Source organism: Pseudobutyrivibrio xylanivorans DSM 14809, assembly GCF_900141825.1.
Classification (GTDB): Bacteria; Bacillota; Clostridia; order Lachnospirales; family Lachnospiraceae; genus Pseudobutyrivibrio; species Pseudobutyrivibrio xylanivorans.
On record NZ_FQYQ01000008.1, the window covers coordinates 128,993 to 149,766 of the forward strand.

Consider the following 20,774-nt stretch of genomic DNA (forward strand, 5'->3'; position numbering starts at 1 on the left):
CCTACTCACCCTCCTTCTCTAAAAATGGTGTCTCTACGTCTATACGATATAGCTTATCATGGAAATCCTGCTTGATATTTTCAACGTGAAGTCCCCAAAGCTCGTGCATTTCATTCTCGTAGAAAATTGCTGATTTATAGACACGGGAAATAGATGGAACCTCCTCCTCGCGCTCAGCAATCAATCTGTAATTTGAAATATCTTGGCCATTGGCAAATGAATAAGTAACCTCAAAATGATTCTCTGCCTTTGGATATGAGCAGCAAATCTGACAAAGTCTCCAAAGAGCATTTTTCTTCTCCATGATGACTGTCAGAAGCTCTGCCTTATCTATTAAATATAAATCCTTCTTTAACTCTTGCATGTCTTCCTCCTACTTTATGCCCTCTGTGATGCTGCAAGAGCTTCAGCTTTCTCCTTGAAAAGAGCAACACCCTTTACTACACCATCTATAATTGACTCCGGACGAGCCGCGCAGCCTGGCACATAAATATCTACTGGAATAACTGTGTCTGCGCCGCCTTTAATGTTGTAGCATTCCTTAAAAATGCCACCAGTGCAGGCGCAGGTACCAACTGCTATAACTACCTTTGGCTGAGGCATCTGCTCGTAGATCTGTTTTACTACAGATTCATTCTGAGAATTGATACCTCCAGTAATGAGGAAAATATCTGCATGCATTGGATTACCTGTATTGATAACACCAAAGCGTTCTACGTCATAAACAGGTGTTGTGCATGCCAAAACCTCTATATCACATCCATTGCAGCTACTTCCATCATAATGAAGCAGCCATGGTGATTTATGTATCTTAGCCATGATTTACCCCCTAATTATCTCCAGCAAGAAAAGATTCATTCCAGCGGCCACGATTGTCACTCCCCAAGCAAGCTTTAACATAAGCTGCCACTTTACTCTTGCTGATGTATTATCGATGAGAATCTCAAGGAACCAAACTGCAAGTATTGCAATCACAGCTCCAATAAATGTAAGAGGGTTGCTGCTAATGAAGAACAATCCTACAATTCCTAAAAGGATAGCATTCTCATACCACTCTGCGATTGTTACCATTGCATATTCCTTACCAACCATTTCAGAAGTAACACCCTTGATTACCTCCTGATGTGCATGATGGCTTGTAGAAATATCAAATGGTGATTTTCTGAATTTGATTGTAAGAATAAATACAAAGCCTACAAAAAAACCTGGTAAAAATCTTATATTTGCAACATCACTGCCTGCAACGATATCTGACACTGTGAAGGTGCTGGTTGCAAGATAAAAACCTACTGCCACAAGAAGCTCCATTGGCTCACATGCCATTATCTGCACAAGCTCACGAGATGTTCCCTGAGATGAAAATGGCGAATGTGTAGCTGTAGATGCAAGAATCAAAAACATTGCTGAGGTTGAAAGTGCAAATACTACAAGCAATAAATCAAAACCTGCAAAGAAAAGTATCCCTGAAAGTATAATGAAGCAAAGGTAAGAGCGAATTAAAAATAACTGCATCTTATTTGCTGTTAAAAACTCTTTTTCAAAAAGCTTCTTTAAATCATAAAAAGGCTGAAAAACTGATGGACCTCTTCTGCCCTGCATTCGTGCAGAGATTTTTCTATCAAAGCCATCCAATAACCCTATAACAAATGGTGCAACCACTACGTAGAGGATTGCCAAAAGAATTCTAGTCTGAACCATCATTGTAAAGCACCTCCCACTACGATAATCAGGTAAACAATCAAAATGAATGAAGAAATCATAATCGCTGGTGTAAACAGCTTCTTCTCACCAAATGCTTCTTCCATATAGAAGTTTGAGATTTCCATTTCCTTAGGATCACCTGTTGATGAAACAAAATTAAAATTATCTCCAGCGTTTGCTCCACCCATATAAGTGATGACTTGCTTACCGCTCTGTCCTTTTGTCAAAAGATAATTGATAAATGGAATTACGAAAACTCCACACAAAAGTACAATCATGATTACCATGTTTTCATATGAAATAACCTGCTTAACCACACCAAACATATCATTAGAAAGTGGCTTGAGCACATGCTCTGAAAGCCATGGGAAACCAAGGATAAGTGAGATCATCATAAAAGCGTGAAAGAACATTGAGATGTACTCATTCTTCTTTGTAAGGTCTCTTGATTTTTCTCTCTTTGATGCACCAAGTATCTTTGACATCCACTTTGTCCAATAGAACATTGTTGTAGCTGAACCGAAGCAGATGAAAAGTACCATAAGTGTTGATACATATACTGAGCTTGTATCAATGAAAGCCTTAAGCGCTGCCCACTTTGAAATAAGCATTCCAAATGGTGCAAGGAACATTCCTGCAATACCTACCATAAGGATGAAAGCCAGCTTAGGGAAGATACTCATCAAGCCCTGCATCTGCTCAACATCACGGCTTCCAATTGTAGTTTCAATTGCACCTACGCACTGGAAAAGCATAGATTTTGAAACTGCATGGAAGATTACAAGGAATACTGCCGCCCAGATTGTTTCCTCATAGCCACAGCCTGTACATGCCACAATAAGTCCAAGGTTTGAAATAGTAGAATATGCCAAAACCTTTTTTCCATCTGATACCGTAATTGCGAAGCAGGATGCAGCAACAAATGTGAAACCACCAATAAGGGCAACCATGTTACCAACATAGTTGTCTGCCATTGCAGGTGAAAGTCTGATAAGCATGTACACACCAGCCTTAACCATTGTCGCACTATGAAGAAGTGCTGATGAAGGTGTTGGTGCTACCATGGCTCCAAGTAACCATCCTGAAAATGGGAACTGAGCTGACTTTGTAAGTGCTGCAAAAGCAAGCATTGCTATTGGAAGCAGACAAATCATATCTGATGCTCCGCTCTTCTCTGCGGCAGCAATCAAATCATATAGATTTGCTGTGTGGAAATATACAATTCCTACAGAAATAGCCACTGCAAGGCCGCAGCCACCAAGTAAGTTCATCCATAAAGCCTTGAAAGAATTATTAATTGCTTCATCTGTGCGGGTATATCCTATTAAAAGGAAAGATGTAACAGATGTAATTTCCCAGAAGAAATATAATCCTAGAAGATTTGCAGATGTAACCAGACCAAACATTGCTCCAAAGAAAACAAATATCATTGATAAGAAGAAGCTTCTTCTATCAGTCACTTCCTTGTGATGATGAATGTGAAAGCCATGCATATAACCAACTGCATAAATTCCAATGAGTGAACCTACAACACCGATGATTAGAACCATGATGAAAGTGAGCCAGTCAAAACGCATTGTTGGTCTAATACCAAGCTCAGGTCCAAACTTTTCTAAAACCGTTGGCACCACAGTAGATATAATCGAAAGGAATGCGATTATTAATCTATTATGTTTGTAAGATAGATATGTGATAAAACACATTAAGAAAATATCGCCCCACATGAAGATTTCTCCAAAAACCTGCTGATATGGGAGACGAAAATCCAGTGTCTGGCCCCCTGCCAAAAACCACTGAACCGCAGTGAAGACTGATAACACCATTACGATGGCACAGCCCAGATAGACGGTAAATGCTCTGCGTTTTGAATTGTGAATCACCGCAGGCAAAATCGCCCAGAGAAATGGAAAGCAAATCAATGCTGTCACTAATGTTTCCATTATTTCCCCCTCCTTATGTAATTACATTATATACGCTGAATCTGTTCCCCAATTGCATTCAGCTATTCTAGTATAGCATATATTCCACAAAATAGTTGCTAATTATTGCGGATTTTTGTTAGTTTTGAATAATTTATCATGGAATAATAAGCAAATAAAAAAAGACCTCCGAAGAGGTCTTTTAATTTGTTTATTATTCCATGTGTCCATCTCTGTACATAGAGAACTTATCCATTGGGTAATTCTCAAGGTTTGCAAGAATCTTACGTCCATCAGCCTTTCCGATAAGAGTTGTTCTTGCCTTAACGATTTCTCTCTCAGCTCTGTGCTTAGATGGGCCACCAACGCAACCACCTTCACAAATCATACCCTCGATGAAATCAACATCAAGCTTACCGCTCTTGAGAAGCATAAGTGCCTTCTTACACTCAGCACCACCTGCGCACTGCATAAGCTTAATATCATCTGTATTCTGTCCACGCTCCTGCATGCATTCGATAACAGCCTTAGCAACACCGCCTGAAGAAGCGAAGTGCTTACCAAATGTAGATGACTCCTGGTAATCTTCCTCTACTGGCTCGAACTCAACGCCCTTAGAACGCATTAACGCACGAAGCTCACCAAATGTGATGACGTAATCTGCATTTCCTGGTACTGTCTCATCCTGTGCCTCAGACTTCTTAGCGATACATGGTCCAACGAATACTGTAACAGTATCCTCACCCATTGTAGCCTTAACAAAACGTGAGATAGCGCACATTGGAGATACTGTAGAAGACATATTATCTCTAAACTGATCTGGGAAGTGCTTTCTAAGCATGTTGATGAAAGCTGGGCAGCAAGATGTTGTCATCTTACGACCTTCTTCCTTAGCCTCGAACCACTCAGCTGACTCGTAAGCAGCTGTCATATCGCCACCGAGACCAACCTCGATCATGTCTGTGAAACCAACCTTCTTACAAGCAGCCTTAACTGCAGCCATTGAGATATCCTCACCGAACTGTCCCTCTGTAGCAGGTGCGCACATAGCGATAACCTTCTTGCCCTCAAGGATAGCCTTGATGATATGTACAAGGTATGTCTTAGAACCGATAGCACCGAATGGACAGCTGTGGATACAGTGACCACATGAGATACACTTCTCATCGTCGATTACACAGTGACCGTACTCATCGTAAGAAATAGCGCCAACTGGGCAAGCCTTCTTACATGGTCTCTCAAGGTGAACGATAGCCTGGTAAGGACACTCCTTAGCACACATACCGCACTCCTTACACTTTGTAGGATCGATGTGCATTCTTCTCTCACCTGGAGTGATAGCACCGAACTTACAAGAGTTAAGACAAGCCTTTCCAAGACAGAAACGGCAGTTGTCTGTTACTGAATAAGAAGCGATTGAACAGTCATCACAAGCTGGCTGGATAACCTGAACAACGTTCTTTGAATCTGGATTTGTTGGAAGATTCTCTGCGCAAGAAAGAATAACTCTCTGTCTTACGATTTCTCTCTCCTTATAAACACAACAACGATATGTTGGTCTTGGACCAGGGATGATTTCGTAGCAAACAGCCTCTTTGTGCTCTGCATCAAGCTCACCATTCCAAGCAAGCTTACAAACCTCTTCCATAATGTTGTGCTTCAAACGTACAATACTTTGATCTGAAGTTACCATATTTTTCTCCTTTTACCTTTTTATTTGCCAGTGAATGTTAATTAATTACCTTTAGACTTCTGTCTAAAATACCATTGAACTCCGCTATGGCCATTCCGTAATTAACGACCGGAACCCCCTGGGATTTGCAATGTTTAACGCGATTCTGCATTTCAGCCCCATTTATCATGCAACCACCGCAATGAATCACAAGTTTATATTTTGATAAATCTTCAGGAAAATCATTTCCAGAAGAAAATTCAAAATCAATTTCTTTGCCAGTGTATTTTTTAACCCATCCTGGCATCTTTACGGTGCCGATGTCGTTACACTGTCTGTGATGAGTGCAGGCTTCTGAAATCAAAACCTTGTCCCCATCCTCTAATTTCTTAAGAGCTGCAACACCCTCAAGCTGAGTATTCAGGCTGCCCTTGTAGCGAGCCATAAGAATACTAAATGAAGTAAGCACTGTATCCTCAGGAACAATCTTTGAAACCTCTTCAAATGCCTGGGAATCAGTAATTACTAATGAAATATTTTTATCTTCTTCAAGTGCCTCAGCCAACTCCTCTGGCTGGCAGCAAAGAATCTTGCAATTGTTATCAAGAAGGTCTCTTAGAACCATCTGCTGCGGAAGAATTACTCTTCCCTTTGGTGCCGACTCATCTATTGGGATAACCAAAACCACAGTACTCTTTGGCTCTACCAAATCAGCAACAAGTACAGGCTCCTTCATATCTGGAAGAAGCTTAATCAATGCTTCCTTCACCTTTGACATATCGTCTGATGTGGCGTCTACATATATAAGATTCTCTTCCTCAAGACCAGAATACCCATGAGCCTCTGCCTCATCTGTATGATTCTCTATTATAATGTAAGGAACTTTGCGCTCCTTTACATTTTTAAGGAAATCAGCTTCCTCTTCTGAAAGCTCTTTTTCTCTGGCATCAAGTACCATTACCACAATATCTATCTCGTCTAAGATACGATATGTGCGATGCTTTCTAAGTTCACCAAGCTCGCCTTCATCATCAAAACCTGCTGTATCGATGATAACCACCGGACCGATTGGCAAAATCTCCATTGCCTTTTTTACAGGATCAGTAGTGGTGCCTTTATGAGCTGAAACCAGAGAAATCTCCTGATTTGTAAGTTTATTTACGATGCTGGATTTTCCAGCATTTCTGATTCCAAAAAAGCCGATGTGGACACGCTGGCCACTGGCTGTATTGTTAAGGGACATACTCGCCTCCTATAAGAATACAATATAATTTTGTTTATTTTATTAAAAAACTAAGAACTAAAATCTGAAATCTCTACGATTAGAGTTCTTGATAGCCTCGATATTTTCCTCAGCTGTCTTTCTAACATTTTCCTTTGGAATCTTCTTAAGCTCTTCCTCAATCATCTTGTAGCCAACCTTCTTTGTCTCCTCAGAAGCGTAATCTACAAGGTATTCTGTAAGAGTCATGAGTGCGTTTGGATGACAGCAGTTAATAATCTGGCCTGTCTTACAAAGCGACATAAATCTGTCGCCTGTACGTCCTGCACGGTAGCAAGCTGTACAGAATGATGGGATGTGACCTGTCTCCATGAGCCACTTAACTACCTCATCGAGAGTACGCTGATCAGAAACATCAAACTGCTCTGTATCGTGTGGACGCTCTTTCTCTGTGTAACCACCTACTGATGTACGGCTGGCTCCAGAAACCTGTGAAATACCAACCTGAAGCATCTTACGACGAACTTCCTCTGACTCACGAGTAGAAATAATCATACCTGTGTAAGGAACTGCTATTCTGATGCAGGCTGCAATCTTTGTAAACATCTCATCTGGAATAGAGTTGTCAAATACATCTGGATCGATGTCATCAGCGTGCTTAACACGTGGAACTGAGATAGTGTGAGGACCAACGCCGTGTACTGCCTCAAGATGCTCTGCGTGCATGAGAAGTCCTGTGAACTCGTATTTATAGCTCTCAAGTCCGAAGAGAACACCAAGTCCTACATCATCGATTCCACCCTCCATAGCACGGTCCATAGCCTCTGTATGGTAAGCATAGTCATGCTTTGGTCCCGTAGGATGAAGCTCCTCATAGCTCTTTTTATTGTAGGTCTCCTGGAAGAGGATGTATGTACCAATTCCTGCTTCCTTGAGCTTGCGATAATTCTCAACTGTTGTAGCAGCGATATTAACATTTACACGTCTGATATCACCATTCTTGTGGTGAATGCTGTAGATTGTATCGATACACTCTAAGATGTACTCGATTGGGTTGTTAACTGGATCCTCACCTGCTTCGATTGCAAGTCTCTTGTGACCCATATCCTGAAGTGCGATAACCTCAGCCTTTACCTCTTCCTGTGTAAGCTTTTTACGAGCAATGTGCTTGTTCTTAAGATGATATGGACAGTAAACGCATCCATTTACACAGTAATTTGAAAGATAAAGTGGAGCAAAAAGAACGATACGATTGCCGTAGAAGGCATCCTTAATCTCCTGTGCTACCTTATACATTTTCTCAATATATTTTGGCTCATCACAGGCAAGAAGAACTGCTGCCTCACGATGTGAAAGACCAGAGCATACACAGCCTTCTGCTGTCTTAACTGGTCTTGCTTTTTCAAGGAGCTGATCAATAAGCTCATAATTATTTTTGTTTGCTTCGGCATATTCTATTGTGTCGAGGATTTCCTGATGGTCGATAAACTCATCAGCCTTAAGTGATTTTACATTGTACATTTATTATTACCTCTAATTTATATCTCGCCTGTAACATACAGGCTATTTAAACTTATTTGTAAAAACCTACTCTATCGCCGGCGTCTTCTACGATTTCATATCCAACGAAGGATACGCGTCCCTTTAGGCAGTTGATGCATTCTGCCGCTTCCTCGCCTGTGCAGATTTTATTGTCATATAATGTGTACATCTTACGTACAGATGTAGGCGAAAGATTCGGCATTACAACATTAGCACCAGCCTGAATACCCATTTCACGTCCCTTTGGATGAATAGTGCCAAGTGCTGTAGTGGCAGGAATAAGCATCTGTGGATAAATCATTCTTAAGAGAGATATGAGAAACAGTGTCATCTCCAAAGTACCACTTTCTTCTTTTGCGAAAGGTGTATCCTTATGACTTATGTAAGGTCCGATGCCACACATATCTGGTTTGAATTCTTCAATAAATTTCAAATCCATGGCTAAATCTCTGGCTGTCTGTCCTGGCGACTGAACCATAAAGCCCGCACCAACCTGATAACCGATATTCTTTAAGTCCTGTAGACAATTCATTCTGTGTAGAAAACTCATCTCTGCAGGATGAAGCCTAGTATATAACTCTGGATTAGCTGTCTCGTGTCTAAGGAGATATCTGTCTGCCCCAGCATCGAAGTATGCCTGATAACTATCGTGGTCCCTCTCTCCTATTGAAAGAGTAACTACCATATCATCATGCTCTGCTTTGATTCTGCGGATAATATCACAGATATCCTCATCGCTATAGGCAAAATCCTCGCCTCCCTGAAGTACCACAGTCCTAAATCCTAACTTGTAGCCCTCATGGGCACAGGAAATAATGTCTTCTGTTCTAAGTCTGTAACGTTCACACTCCCTATTGCCTCTTCGAATGCCACAATAATAGCAGTCATTTTTACAATAGTTAGTAAATTCAACAAGGCCTCTTATAAATACCTTATTCCCGTAAAACTGTTCCTGATATTTTACCGCGTATTCTGCTGCACGCTTCATTAAATCAGGATTAATGTTCTCTATAAGAAGCTGATATTCCTCCAGCTCAAGAGAATGATTAGTATTAAGTTTGTCTAATGTTTCTATTAACTTTGAATCCATACCTTATTGATAAAAAATTATCGTTTATTTTTTCACAAAGTATACTATATCATAAAATTTTAAAGGTTAAAGGGGTATATTGCCCGTTTGCTGTTTTATTTTAGATACAAAAAAAGGAACCCTCACGGATTCCTCTTCCTTGTGTCGTCGCGGATGATTAGTTCTTCTTAGTTTCCAGCCTTTTAAGCATTCGTCTAGTCCTGTGATTCTCCACCATAGTCCTAAACATTTTCATCTTAAGGATAAACACCTTCATAACATCAATACCTCTCACCATTCTCTTTCATTCTCAGCGACCATAATAATTTCGATTTGAGTAGCTGTGGCCTCCCCTGCCACCAGCTGCTCTGGCTGTGAATATTTATCAACACCTCGACACCCTATACCTGCCGTTCTCAATAACTCATCATTATCTAAATTGCGTCTAATCTGTGTCATATCTGTGATGTTTATGTGAACGTCATCTAACAATATGTACTTTACCATTCTAAAGAAGCATGAACAATAGATTGGCAAAATCGTCGATTTTTTGGCAATAATACTACTGATTTAGCTTATCTATAATCTTTGTAGCTGCTCTTCTTTTGACTTCAAAAACACTTACACCTGCTCCAGCAGCAAAAACACCTGCCAATCCAGCAAACCATTTTCCATGCTGAAGAAGTCCTGCCAAAGTAATTGCCAGAGGAATCTCCTCCTCTTCGATAGTAACAATCTCGCCTGGTATTGGAGTGATTTCCTGTGGCTGGATAACGCTATCACGTGAAGCTGAATTTTCAGCACTTGAAACGGCTGAATTTTCTTCTGCATCAGATACTTTTTCTTCACTAATACTCGATACCACAGCTTTACCATCTATAGTAGTCGGAGTCTCTTCATCCTGAATCTCCTCCAATTCAACCAACTCCTGATCGAGTCTTGCTTCCAGTCTTGCGATGCTGGAAGCAAGCGATCTTGACGATGACTGAATACTACCTGCAGAACTGGTCTGTGAACCAGAATTTGCCTTAACAAATTTTTCATTGAATAACGACTTTGCATCAGAAAGTGTCGCTTTGGCATTCTCAAGATTATCCTTAGCACCATTGTAATCAGCCTCTGCACTTTCAAGCAGACCTTTCAATCTGGCCATCTCAGCAGCTGAATCAATATCTTTAACACCATTCAGCTTTTCTATCTGAGTCTTTATAGAAACCACTTTTTCTCTAGCTGCCTGAAAATCTGCCTTGGCAACCTCCACTGAAGCAAGCAGACTATTATAGGCATCCAGCTTTGCCCGAACTCCTGAAATATAGGTCACATAATCTGTTATTATTTCTGTCCATACTTCGTCTCCTACATTAAAGGAGTGTTCCTTGAAGCTCATATCATCATTAGTAAGGCTAACATTGACTGATTTTTTTTCACGGACATTCTTTTGTAACTTGACACTTTTAACGTTAAGAGATTTTAATTCCTTAGAATAGAATGTTATCTCTCCTGTCTTATCATCTATTCTATATCCGTAATTCGCAATTACATTACGGATATGATTACCTTCTTCGTCAATTACATCATAATTAATCAAAACGCTTTTCCAATCATCTGACATCATGTCGTCCGGATTCAATATCTCTATCGACTGTCCTTCTGTCAGACCTTCTGCCTTAGGAAGCTGGTAGTACTGAAGTAATACCTTTAGATATTCTATGCCGTACTGTACTCTATCCTCTTCACTGGCTGTCAGTACATTTGTCTCAGCTGCCACCAATGCATCAGCGCCAGCATCTGCCAGTTTCTTCTGTGCTGCTTCCAGCTGTGCCTGAAGCTCCTCAAGATGTTTCTGTGCAGATTCTAATTCAGCCTCAGCTGTATTTAACTTACCAGTAGCCTCTTCCTTATTAGCATTATATGCAGCAAGTGCTGTGTCATAATCATCTTTTGCTAAGTTGTAAGCTTCTAAAGCTTCGTTATATTTATTTTCAGCTTCATCAAAAGCAGTCTGCGCTTCCTCAACTGTCTTATCAGTATCCGCAATAATAGTGGCTGCATCAGTCTCGGAAACATTCTCATCCTTAATAACAGAAACTGCTCCCTGAGCCTGTTCATTAGCTGCAGATGTAGCCTCGCCTGCATTCTTAAGGGCACTGTCTGCCTGTGAAACAGCATCCTGCACCTGAGTCTGTGCCTCATCAATAGCTTCGCCAGCTTTTACAATGTTGTCTACAGACGCACTAACAGAACCTACTGCTTCATTTGCAGTAGCTTCTTTTTCTAATACCGCTGAAACCTCCTCGTCAAACTGCCCCTCTGTTGCTGGCTCAGAGGCAGCCTCACTAAGTTGGCTTATGGTGTTCGTTTTAAGTTGTTTCGATAAATTGGAAACCTCTTCAGCTATAGCCTTCTCGCCAGAATCGCTAACTACCTGCTGTTCTGTCGTGATTTCTGCATCGTTTACTACTTCAGCCGCTTTAGCATATATAGTCGTACAAACTGGAGCGACCAGCGAAATAGCAGACAAGCCAATGGATATAGCTTGAACTGAACGATTTTTCATAAACTATCTAGTCCTTCTAATTATTCTTTATACTCTCCCGAGAAAAACGTTATAGGTTATAATTCTCATTAATTACACATTACCAAAATAAAAGAGAGACGCAAGTGCTTTGGCAAAATCGCATTGATTTTGGCAAAAACCTACGTCTCTAGTGGTTTTTTATAATAAAATTTAATTGTTACTAAACTGATAATCCCTAATTTTTTGTGTAATATCGGCAATCTTCTTGGCAGACATTGGATAAATCGATCTGTCGTCCAAATAAACATCTCCGCCTTCGATTCTGTCAATGTAATCCATATTGATAATAATGCCTCGGTTAATCATTATGAATCGTCTGTCAGAACCGGTCATACTAATGAATTCTCCAGACGTTAGGCGTACTCTTGAAGAGCTGCCATCATCCTTATGGATTTCCAGGTAATGTCCATCTGTTGTAACAGAAACGATATTCTTAAGATAAATTCTTTCATCCACAGAACCGACTGTTATTTTGATAAAAATAGCATCTATAGGCGTATGATCAACAATTTCTGAAATAACATTATCTATTCTATCCAAAGTAAAAGGCTTTGTAACATAATCAAAGGCATGCAATGAAAAAGCATCAGGATAATGTCCTTCAGAAGCAGTCATGAAGATAAGGAATGTCTTTTCCGTAAGCTCTCTCAGCTTTTTAGCGGTTTCTATACCATCCATATCTGGCATAAAAATATCCATAAAGACAATATCAAAGCGACGTTCTGTTAACGCTTCCACAAAAGATTGTCCGGTCTCGAATTCCTCCACCTCCAGGTCCAGTGCCCTTTTTGCAGACACTTTCTCAACCATCATTTTTAGCTGCATTCTAAAAATACTTTCATCATCAATAACCGCTACTCTCATCTTGCCTCCCCAGTATTCTGTTAAGCATAACTATACTTCACACATTACTTTTAATTCATAATACCACATATTTGTGTAGTTGATAATGAAAATTGTTTGTATTTTATATATAATAGTATTGAATAATCAAAATATATTTCTTCTATATTAAAAGGAAAATACTATGACATTTATTCAAGAAAATATGCTCTATATAAATATAATCATTCTGATAGTTGGTACCACTTCTGTTCATCTTGGTGTCAGCTTCCTAAGAAGAGAGCGCCATACAAAGGGATTCTTTAAATATTCTGTTTTCCTGCTTGCCCTTGGAAGTGGACTTTGTTCCTTAGGCTATTCCCTCATGTCCTTAAGTCCAAATCTACAGCTTGCCTATATCTTTAGAGTTATAGGTTTACTTGGAATAGATATTTATATCATTGCAGAAATCATCCTTATAACCAGCTGTCTGAACATAAGCAGGACCGCTGAAATCTTCATTATATGGGTGACCTCTTTGGCTGCTCTTTTGGACTTGGTAATTTACGGAAATCCAGGTTCAAACAAATTTTACCGACTGGACAACTACACTATTTATGTAAGAGATGACCCTTACAGACATCTATTCCACTATTCATATCAGCTTTTGATAGCCATCTGCTTGCTGACAGTGGGATTCGTGTGGGCCTTTAACGTTAAGTATAGAAGAGATAAACAGCTGGTACTATTTGCATTTTTATCTAACTTTATTTTTGCATCATCATCTATTCCAGATTTGTTCCTTACTATGCATGAAGTTCCTTTCCTTCATGCCTTCTACTGTTTTGGTGTATCAATAGCCTTTGCCGTATTCTTTATTTCCGCCAATGACTACATGGTTTTCTATATCACCATTAACAGTATAAGTAGGGATATTTTCTCAACCTTAGGAACAGGACTTTTGGTTTTTGATACCAACTATCATCTGAATCTTTCAAATGATTATGCCAATAAACTTTTAGGACTTGATAAAGAACCGCAACGTATTCGACTCAGAGAGATTTTCGATTTGCGAAGTGGTGAACCTATGCGAATGTTTGATAAAGCCCAGGACGGAATTGCCATTGATTATCGTCTCACTGCCAATGTTACTGGCAAGGTAACTCTGGTTAATTTCTCCTGCAAAATGGATAGAAACAACCAGCCAATGTGCTACATTTTGGTAGCCACAGATTTGACTGAAGAAAATCGTCTTATCCAGGAAGCGCAGTCAGCAAACGCCGCAAAGAGCTCATTCCTTAGCAACATTTCCCATGAGATTCGTACCCCTATTAATGTAATCACCGGTATGAATGAGCTGATTCTTAGAGAATGCCATGAAGAAAATATTTTAAAATATGCTGATAATATAAATGTAGCATCCCGAAATCTTACGTCTCTTGTTAATGACGTGCTTGATTTTTCAAAGATTGAATCAGGAAAAATTGAAATCGTATCTACGGATTTTGACATCGGCATGGCCTTAAATGACAGTTACAATATGTTCCTGAGTATGGCTCAAAAGAAGATGCAGAATTTCTCATTGGAATGCGATCCCAATACACCTAATATTTTACACGGCGATGAGGTTCGATTGAAACAGATTCTTTCTAACCTTATCTCCAACGCTGTAAAATACACTCCAGATGGTGGAACTATCAGCGTATTAGTTTCCTATGAAGAACTTGATGAGCAGCAAATACTTCTTTCTATAAAAGTTAAAGATAACGGTATCGGAATTAAATCGGAGGACCTCCCAAATCTGTTTGAGAACTTCCAGCGTTTCGAACTAAGTAAGAATAGAACCGTTCAAGGTACTGGTCTTGGATTGGCGATTACTAAGAATCTTGTTTCACTTTTACATGGAACAATTTCCGTCGACAGTGTTTACGGAAGAGGCTCAACTTTCACCGTCAAATTACCATTCGTTGTTTCTGATCATTCGCCTCTGGGCAAGACTAAGGAACACTTTGCTGCCGGTTCAAGCGTAAAATATAAAGTAGGCTTTACCGCTAAAGATGCAAGAATTTTGGCAGTTGATGATGTTCAGATGAATCAGGATGTTTTCGTGGGACTTCTAAAGGAAACCGGTATCCAGATTGATTGTGCACAGAATGGTTATCAAGCTTTAGATCTGCTTCACAAGAATCATTACGATATTGTATTCCTTGACCACATGATGCCTGAGATGGATGGTGTGCAAGTCCTTAAATTATTACGTACTGACAAAGATTGTATTAACCAGTACATACCTGCTATTATGCTCACTGCCAATGCACTTATGGGTTCTGATAGAAAATATTTGGAAGATGGATTTGACGACTACCTCTCTAAACCTATTAATCCATCAGCCCTCGAAAACATGGTATTAAAGCATCTTCCTGACAGGCTGATAACAAGCCTTTCAGATGAAAACAACGATGATAATCCTATTGCTGATGCAGCCAAATCATCTGATTTTACCTCGAAGCTTGACTTCCTTGATACAAAATCAGGTCTGGAATTTGCAGCTGGAGATTTAGATTTTTATCATCAAATTCTGACTACCTACATGAATGATGATAAACGTGGACAGCTGAATCAGTTCTATCAGATAAAAGATTGGAATAACTACAGAATAGTCGCTCACTCAATAAAAGGCACCTCGCTTACCATTGGTTCACAGAAGGTTTCTGAAGCTGCTAAAGGATTGGAGTTTGCCGTTAAAGAGGGGCGCTATGAGTATATCGATGAGCACCATGATGAGGTTGTTAAGATGTATGGGGAGTTGTTGGAAAAGTTAAAGGAAAAACTAAAATAACGGGAAAGCGCAACCATTGGAAAATCGCTTCGCGATGGGTGTGTCGTGGCATAACAAAAACGCCTTAGCAAAAATGCTAAGGCGTTTTTATAATGCAAGTGCCGGCTGCGGGACTTGAACCCGCACGATGTTGCCATCAACAGATTTTGAGTCTGCCTCGTCTGCCAATTCCGACAAGCCGGCGTCCGCAGACTAGTATACTAAATTACGTCTGCGTTTTCAATAATATTTTAAAGTAAATTATCCACTATTCCAAGCCCATCAAATGTAGCCAAATAATCCTTGATTGTCTCTGGGCGGCGAATCATTTTGAAACTTCCATCTTCCTTTAAAAGTACCTCTGCACTCTTAAGTTTTCCATTGTAATTGTAGCCCATTGAATAACCGTGTGCACCAGTATCGTGGATGAAAAGAATGTCTCCCTTATCAATCTTTGGAAGCTGTCTGTCTACTGCAAATTTATCACAGTTCTCACAGAGAGAACCTGTTACATCATATACATGATCTTCTGGAGCATTTTCTTTTCCAAGAACAGTAACATGATGATATGAACCATAAACTGCTGGACGCATTAAATCTACCGCGCAGGCATCAACACCAATGTACTCCTTGTAGATGTGTTTCTCGTGGATTGCTGTTGTAACAAGGCCACCATAAGGTCCCATCATGAAACGTCCCATCTCTGTAAGGATTGCTACATCACCAAGTCCTGCTGGAACAAGGATTTCATCAAACGCCTTGTGAACTCCCTCTCCGATTGCAAGAATATCATTTGGTGTCTGATCTGGTCTGTATGCGATTCCAACACCACCTGAAAGATTTACAAATGAAATAGAGATTCCAGTCTTTTCTTTAAGCTCAACTATAAGCTCAAATAAAGTCTTTGCAAGTGTTGGATAATATTCGTTTGTAACTGTGTTTGAAACAAGGAATGCATGAATTCCAAACTCCTCCACACCCTTGTCGCGAAGAATCTGGTATGCCTCAAAAATCTGCTCCTTTGTCATACCATACTTGCTGTCGCCAGGGTTATCCATGATTCCATTTGAAAGCTCATAAACTCCACCTGGATTAAAACGGCAGCACATCTTCTTTGGGAAATGTCCCACTACCTTTTCATAAAAATCAATGTGTGTGAAATCATCAAGATTAACGATTACTCCAAGCTCGTCAGCATACTTAAATTCGCTGGCAGGAGTATCGTTAGAAGAAAACATTATATCGTCGCCCTTAAATCCAAGCTCATTGGAAAGAGCCAGCTCAACATAAGAAGCGCAGTCTACACCGCAGCCTTCCTCCTGTAAGATTTTTAAAATAAATGGATTTGGATTTGCCTTTACAGCAAAATACTCCTTAAAGCCCTTGTTCCAGCTAAATGCCTGGTTAACCTTTCGGGCGTTTTCACGGATTCCCTTCTCATCATAGATGTTAAATGGGGTAGGAATCTCCTTTGTAATCTCCTGAATCTTCTCTTTTGTAACAAATGGGGTTTTCATAAATAGTTAATCTCCGCTAATGTTTGCTTAAGTACTGCATATTCCTCTGTGTCTGGTAGTTCGCGTAAAAGCTTTTTTAGGTCTTCCTCCAATTGATTTCGTGTGGCATTACGTGAAATGTAATTAGTGTAAGGCACATCTGCCCCTCGTTTCATTATTGCTTTAATATTCTTCACGTAGCTTTGTGTCTCTCCGTATGGTGGAACTCCGCCATATTGTTTTACAACACTGCTTCCAGCATTATATGCTGCAAGAGCCTTATCTACATTACCGCTGAATTCCTGTAACTTCTGAGAAATATACTTGGCTCCCGCCATAATATTTTCATAGGCATCAAATGGGTGCTCTAATCCCAGTTCCTTGGCGGTTTCTGGCATTATCTGCATAATTCCCATTGCGCCACTTCGACTGACTGCATCAGAATCAAAACCTGACTCCTGTTGAGCCATTGCTGTTAGCAAGTCATAGCTTACTCCATACTTTCTGCTTGCCTCGATAAAAATGTCCTTGTATGAAGTGGCACTGGAAATACTGTCTGCAACAGTAGTTGTATTCAATGCCTTGGCAAATGCTTTACTAATGTTTGAAGCACTGGTTCGCCCCTGAGATGAGCTCTGATTAATAGCTTGCATGAACTCCTCATAAACCACCTGTGCCCCTGGAGACACCAACGAAATCTTCATACTCTTTTTCCCCTAAAACCCCTGATACATACAACAAAAATAGTGCTACAGTATTGACTTCACCACCTACTTTTGATATCCTTTTTCTTGCTGAATAAGCAAGCTGGTGTGGCTCAGAGGTAGAGCACTTCCTTGGTAAGGAAGGGGTCACGGGTTCAATTCCCGTCACCAGCTTATTTTTGTGCCAAAAATAAGGCTCTTTTTTTATTTGCTCTACACTTTACCATAATAAAGTGGTGATGTAAACCCCATATATTTATACTATCTAAACACCTCTTATCATGCAATTTTTCTCAATAAGTTTCAGAGTTTTTTCATATTTTAATTTGAAAAATCCCACCATTACTCTTACTATATTAAATAGAATAATTCACAGGAGAATAATATGGCAAAGAAAAACTTTTATGCTGTAAAGGTTGGAAAGGTACCTGGCATTTATAAGACATGGCTTGAATGTCAGTCTAATACTTCAGGTTATCCTGGTGCAGTTTTCAAAGGCTTTGAAACTCTTGATGAGGCTGAAGCTTTTATGACAGGAAATGCTTCTGCTGCCACAAAAAGCGAAGCTGATGGAGTAACCATACTTCCAGATATATACGCATTTACGGATGGCTCATTTAATGTAGCTACCGGAGTGTATGGCTATGGTGGATTTCTTCATTACAGTGATGTTGAAGAAGATATTGAAATTCGCGGTAATGGCAATGATCCTGAGGAAGCCGTTTCCAGAAATGTTGCTGGCGAGGTTCACGGTGCCGTTGCAGCAATGCACAAGGCTGTAGAGCTTGGACTTTCAGAAATGACTCTCTTCTACGACTACGAGGGCATCGAGAAATGGCCTCTCAGATACTGGAAGACAAATAAAAAGATTTCAATGTTTTATGTTGAAGAATATGACCAGCTTAAGGATAGATTGAAGGTAAATTTTGTTCACGTTAAGGCTCATACAGGTATCCCTGGCAATGAGGCTGCAGACAAAATGGCAAAAGCCGAGGTTGGAATAGAATAAGAATTTGGAGGACATATCAGAAATGCAGACAAAGAAATACGTAGATTACATGGTTCAACAGACAGTGGATATTTTAGGAATCGACAGCCCTACAGGCTTCACTGCTACTGCTGCAACGCATCTTATGAAGGAATATGAGAAGCTTGGCTACAAGCCAGTTATGACAAACAAGGGTGGTATCCTTGTAGATTTAGGTGGCAAGAATGAGGATGATGCTATTCTCATCGAGGCTCACATGGACACTTTAGGTGGCATGGTTAGCCAGATTAAGAGCAATGGTAATCTTGTACTTACTCCTCTTGGTGGATTCTCTCCTAACAATGGCGAAGCTGAGAACTGCCGCATCTATACTCGTGAAGGTAAGGTTTACGAAGGTACTTTCCAGCTTAATGATGCATCAGTTCATGTAAATGATGACTACTCTACAAAGACTCGTGAATTTAAGGGCATGGAAGTAGTTATCGATGAAGAGGTATCAAGCGCTGAGGACACAAAGAAGCTTGGAATTATGATTGGTGATATCGTTGCCTTCGAGCCACGTACTCGTGTTACAGAGTCAGGCTATATCAAGAGTCGTTTCCTTGATGACAAGCTTTCTGTTGGTATTCTTCTTGGACAGGCAAAGTATCTTGCAGATAACAAGATTACTACTGAAAGAAAAGTTTACCATCACATCACTGTATACGAGGAGGTTGGTCACGGTGCCTGTGGTACAGTACCAGAAGGTGTCACCGAAATCCTTTCTGTAGATATGGGATGTATCGGTGAAGGTCTCGACTGTAAAGAGACTCAGGTCAGCATCTGTGCAAAGGATTCTGCTGGCCCTTACAATTATGATGTAGTTTCAAACCTTGTGAAGGTTGCAAAGGATAATAAGATTGATTTTGCTATCGATGTATATCCACATTACGGCTCTGATGCCGATGCTGCCCTCAGGGCAGGCTATGATGTAAAACATGGTCTTATCGGCGCCGGTGTTTACGCTAGTCACGGTTACGAGCGCTCACATAAAAAGGGCGTTGAAAATACATTTAAGCTTATTGTAAATTACGTTAAATAATTCGTATTTACGTAAGTAGAAAGAAGGAAAAAATGAATAAAAAGATTCTGTCACTATTAATGGCAACAGCTTTGATGGCTACATGTCTTGTAGGATGTGGAAGTAAAGCTTCTGAAGAAGCTGCACCTACTGAAGAGACTGAGGTTACAGAAGAAGCCTCTGATGAGGCTATTCCTGATTCTGCAACTCCAGCTGAGGATGTAGATATTAATGTAGCAGCTTTAAAGGGACCTACTGCCATGGGTATGATGAAGCTTATGGATGATTCTGACAAGGGTGATACAGCTACTAATCACTATACATTTACAATCTCTGCTGCACCTGATGAAATCACTCCTCAGATTATCCAGGGCAATGTAGATATCGCTGCTGTTCCTGCAAACCTTGCATCTGTTTTATACAACAAGACTGAAGGACAGGTTCAGGTTCTTGCCATCAATACACTTGGAGTTTTATACATTGTAGAAAATGGTGAGACAGTCAAAAGCGTAGATGATCTGAAAGGTAAAACAATCTACGCAAGTGGTAAGGGTGCTACTCCAGAGTACGCTCTTAATTACATGCTTTCATCTTACGGAATCAACCCTCAAAAGGATGTTACTATCGAATACAAAGCAGAGCATGCAGAATGTGTAAGCGCACTTTTAAATGACGACAATGGTGTTGCAATGCTTCCACAGCCATTTGCTACCACAGCACTTATGCAAAATGAAAACATGCGTCTTGCTATTAACATGACAACAGAGTGGGAAAATATTGCCAATTCAAATGATTCAAATACTACACTGGTAACTGGTGTCGTTGTTGCAAGAAAAGCTTTTGTAGATGAGCATCCTGAAGCTGTAAAGCTTTTCATGGAGCAGTATGAAGCTTCTACTAAATATACAAATGAAAATATTGAAGATGCTTCTGCATTAATCGAAAACTATGATATTATTAAGGCGGCAGTAGCACAGAAGGCTATCCCATACTGCAATATCACATTTATCGCAGGTGATGATATGAAAGCAAAGCTCGGCGGATACTTAGACGAACTTTTCAATCAGAACCCTGAAGCTGTAGGTGGACAGGTACCAGCAGATGAATTCTACTACATCGAAAAATAAAAAAACTATAAGACTTTGGGCTGTCATATTTTGGTTAATCATATGGCAGCTACTGT

17 protein-coding genes and 2 tRNA genes are annotated in these 20,774 nt (G+C 40.1%); 5 read left to right on the forward strand and 14 right to left on the reverse strand.

Translation table 11 applies throughout. The annotated features are described in order from the left end of the window. Position 1: 1 nt before the first annotated feature. The 11 genes from BUA88_RS08135 to BUA88_RS08185 all read right to left on the reverse strand — a co-directional run bounded on the left by BUA88_RS08135 (position 2) and on the right by BUA88_RS08185 (position 12,567). Positions 2-364, reverse strand: a complete 363-nt coding sequence (locus BUA88_RS08135) for an NADH-quinone oxidoreductase subunit C (RefSeq protein ID WP_072915721.1) — start codon at positions 362-364, stop codon at positions 2-4. Between the two features lie 14 nt (positions 365-378). After that, positions 379-819: an NADH-quinone oxidoreductase subunit B family protein gene (locus tag BUA88_RS08140; protein WP_072915725.1), complete on the reverse strand. Its 441-nt coding sequence runs from the start codon at positions 817-819 to the stop codon at positions 379-381. 3 nt (positions 820-822) lie between these two features. After that, positions 823-1,701, reverse strand: coding sequence for an NADH-quinone oxidoreductase subunit H (locus BUA88_RS08145; RefSeq protein ID WP_083572438.1), 879 nt, complete (start codon positions 1,699-1,701; stop codon positions 823-825). Next, entirely contained in the window at positions 1,698-3,641 is a 1,944-nt protein-coding gene (locus BUA88_RS08150) for an NADH-quinone oxidoreductase subunit 5 family protein (RefSeq protein ID WP_072915730.1), read from the reverse strand. Before BUA88_RS08150 ends, BUA88_RS08145 begins: the two co-directional genes overlap by 4 nt. A gap of 193 nt (positions 3,642-3,834) precedes the next feature. Next, the gene (locus BUA88_RS08155; protein ID WP_072915735.1) at positions 3,835-5,313 is read right to left on the reverse strand and encodes a 4Fe-4S dicluster domain-containing protein; all 1,479 of its coding nucleotides are present in this window, start codon (positions 5,311-5,313) and stop codon (positions 3,835-3,837) included. Between the two features lie 37 nt (positions 5,314-5,350). Further along, positions 5,351-6,535 (reverse strand): [FeFe] hydrogenase H-cluster maturation GTPase HydF, encoded by a 1,185-nt coding sequence (gene hydF, locus BUA88_RS08160; RefSeq protein WP_072915740.1) that lies wholly within the window; start codon positions 6,533-6,535, stop codon positions 5,351-5,353. A 57-nt stretch (positions 6,536-6,592) separates the two neighbouring features. Further along, the gene (hydG, locus tag BUA88_RS08165) at positions 6,593-8,035 is read right to left on the reverse strand and encodes a [FeFe] hydrogenase H-cluster radical SAM maturase HydG (protein ID WP_072915745.1); all 1,443 of its coding nucleotides are present in this window, start codon (positions 8,033-8,035) and stop codon (positions 6,593-6,595) included. A 52-nt stretch (positions 8,036-8,087) separates the two neighbouring features. Continuing rightward, a complete protein-coding gene (gene hydE / locus BUA88_RS08170) occupies positions 8,088-9,146 on the reverse strand; it encodes a [FeFe] hydrogenase H-cluster radical SAM maturase HydE (protein WP_072915750.1) in 1,059 nt (352 codons plus the stop codon). Between the two features lie 270 nt (positions 9,147-9,416). Then, positions 9,417-9,617, reverse strand: coding sequence for a hypothetical protein (locus BUA88_RS08175; protein ID WP_072915753.1), 201 nt, complete (start codon positions 9,615-9,617; stop codon positions 9,417-9,419). Between the two features lie 70 nt (positions 9,618-9,687). Further along, entirely contained in the window at positions 9,688-11,682 is a 1,995-nt protein-coding gene (locus BUA88_RS08180; RefSeq protein ID WP_072915757.1) for a hypothetical protein, read from the reverse strand. Between the two features lie 171 nt (positions 11,683-11,853). Further along, positions 11,854-12,567 (reverse strand): LytR/AlgR family response regulator transcription factor, encoded by a 714-nt coding sequence (locus tag BUA88_RS08185; RefSeq protein ID WP_072915761.1) that lies wholly within the window; start codon positions 12,565-12,567, stop codon positions 11,854-11,856. Positions 12,568-12,730: 163 nt separating this feature from the next. Between BUA88_RS08185 and BUA88_RS08190 the strand changes: the two genes are divergently transcribed. Further along, entirely contained in the window at positions 12,731-15,364 is a 2,634-nt protein-coding gene (locus BUA88_RS08190; protein WP_072915764.1) for an ATP-binding response regulator, read from the forward strand. A gap of 99 nt (positions 15,365-15,463) precedes the next feature. Here the strand turns inward: BUA88_RS08190 and BUA88_RS08195 are convergent. The 3 genes from BUA88_RS08195 to BUA88_RS08205 form a co-directional block, all read right to left on the reverse strand. Next, positions 15,464-15,547: transfer RNA gene (locus BUA88_RS08195), tRNA-Leu, on the reverse strand. 47 nt (positions 15,548-15,594) lie between these two features. Further along, entirely contained in the window at positions 15,595-16,860 is a 1,266-nt protein-coding gene (locus BUA88_RS08200; protein ID WP_072915768.1) for a diaminopimelate decarboxylase, read from the reverse strand. After that, entirely contained in the window at positions 16,857-17,543 is a 687-nt protein-coding gene (locus BUA88_RS08205; RefSeq protein ID WP_072915771.1) for a lytic transglycosylase domain-containing protein, read from the reverse strand. Before BUA88_RS08205 ends, BUA88_RS08200 begins: the two co-directional genes overlap by 4 nt. Positions 17,544-17,645: 102 nt before the next feature. Between BUA88_RS08205 and BUA88_RS08210 the strand changes: the two genes are divergently transcribed. The 4 genes from BUA88_RS08210 to BUA88_RS08225 all read left to right on the forward strand — a co-directional run bounded on the left by BUA88_RS08210 (position 17,646) and on the right by BUA88_RS08225 (position 20,718). Continuing rightward, positions 17,646-17,717: transfer RNA gene (locus tag BUA88_RS08210), tRNA-Thr, on the forward strand. 211 nt (positions 17,718-17,928) lie between these two features. Further along, on the forward strand, positions 17,929-18,552 hold the full coding sequence (locus tag BUA88_RS08215) for a ribonuclease H1 domain-containing protein (protein ID WP_072915775.1): 624 nt from the start codon (positions 17,929-17,931) through the stop codon (positions 18,550-18,552). Positions 18,553-18,574: 22 nt separating this feature from the next. After that, positions 18,575-19,612 carry a M42 family metallopeptidase gene (locus BUA88_RS08220; RefSeq protein ID WP_072915778.1) on the forward strand — a complete coding sequence of 346 codons (1,038 nt, stop codon included), beginning with the start codon at positions 18,575-18,577 and terminating at the stop codon, positions 19,610-19,612. 32 nt (positions 19,613-19,644) lie between these two features. After that, positions 19,645-20,718 (forward strand): ABC transporter substrate-binding protein, encoded by a 1,074-nt coding sequence (locus BUA88_RS08225; RefSeq protein WP_072915781.1) that lies wholly within the window; start codon positions 19,645-19,647, stop codon positions 20,716-20,718. Positions 20,719-20,774 lie beyond the last annotated feature (56 nt).

Coding starts and splice junctions, on each gene's coding strand:
- hydG (WP_072915745.1), bottom strand. CDS start 8,035: ATGTACAATGTAAAATCACTTAAGGCTGATGAGTTTATCGACCATCAG.
- BUA88_RS08140 (WP_072915725.1), bottom strand. CDS start 819: ATGGCTAAGATACATAAATCACCATGGCTGCTTCATTATGATGGAAGT.
- hydF (WP_072915740.1), bottom strand. CDS start 6,535: ATGTCCCTTAACAATACAGCCAGTGGCCAGCGTGTCCACATCGGCTTT.
- hydE (WP_072915750.1), bottom strand. CDS start 9,146: ATGGATTCAAAGTTAATAGAAACATTAGACAAACTTAATACTAATCAT.
- BUA88_RS08225 (WP_072915781.1), top strand. CDS start 19,645: ATGAATAAAAAGATTCTGTCACTATTAATGGCAACAGCTTTGATGGCT.
- BUA88_RS08180 (WP_072915757.1), bottom strand. CDS start 11,682: ATGAAAAATCGTTCAGTTCAAGCTATATCCATTGGCTTGTCTGCTATT.
- BUA88_RS08190 (WP_072915764.1), top strand. CDS start 12,731: ATGACATTTATTCAAGAAAATATGCTCTATATAAATATAATCATTCTG.
- BUA88_RS08205 (WP_072915771.1), bottom strand. CDS start 17,543: ATGAAGATTTCGTTGGTGTCTCCAGGGGCACAGGTGGTTTATGAGGAG.
- BUA88_RS08155 (WP_072915735.1), bottom strand. CDS start 5,313: ATGGTAACTTCAGATCAAAGTATTGTACGTTTGAAGCACAACATTATG.
- BUA88_RS08220 (WP_072915778.1), top strand. CDS start 18,575: ATGCAGACAAAGAAATACGTAGATTACATGGTTCAACAGACAGTGGAT.
- BUA88_RS08215 (WP_072915775.1), top strand. CDS start 17,929: ATGGCAAAGAAAAACTTTTATGCTGTAAAGGTTGGAAAGGTACCTGGC.
- BUA88_RS08200 (WP_072915768.1), bottom strand. CDS start 16,860: ATGAAAACCCCATTTGTTACAAAAGAGAAGATTCAGGAGATTACAAAG.
- BUA88_RS08145 (WP_083572438.1), bottom strand. CDS start 1,701: ATGATGGTTCAGACTAGAATTCTTTTGGCAATCCTCTACGTAGTGGTT.
- BUA88_RS08135 (WP_072915721.1), bottom strand. CDS start 364: ATGCAAGAGTTAAAGAAGGATTTATATTTAATAGATAAGGCAGAGCTT.
- BUA88_RS08185 (WP_072915761.1), bottom strand. CDS start 12,567: ATGAGAGTAGCGGTTATTGATGATGAAAGTATTTTTAGAATGCAGCTA.
- BUA88_RS08150 (WP_072915730.1), bottom strand. CDS start 3,641: ATGGAAACATTAGTGACAGCATTGATTTGCTTTCCATTTCTCTGGGCG.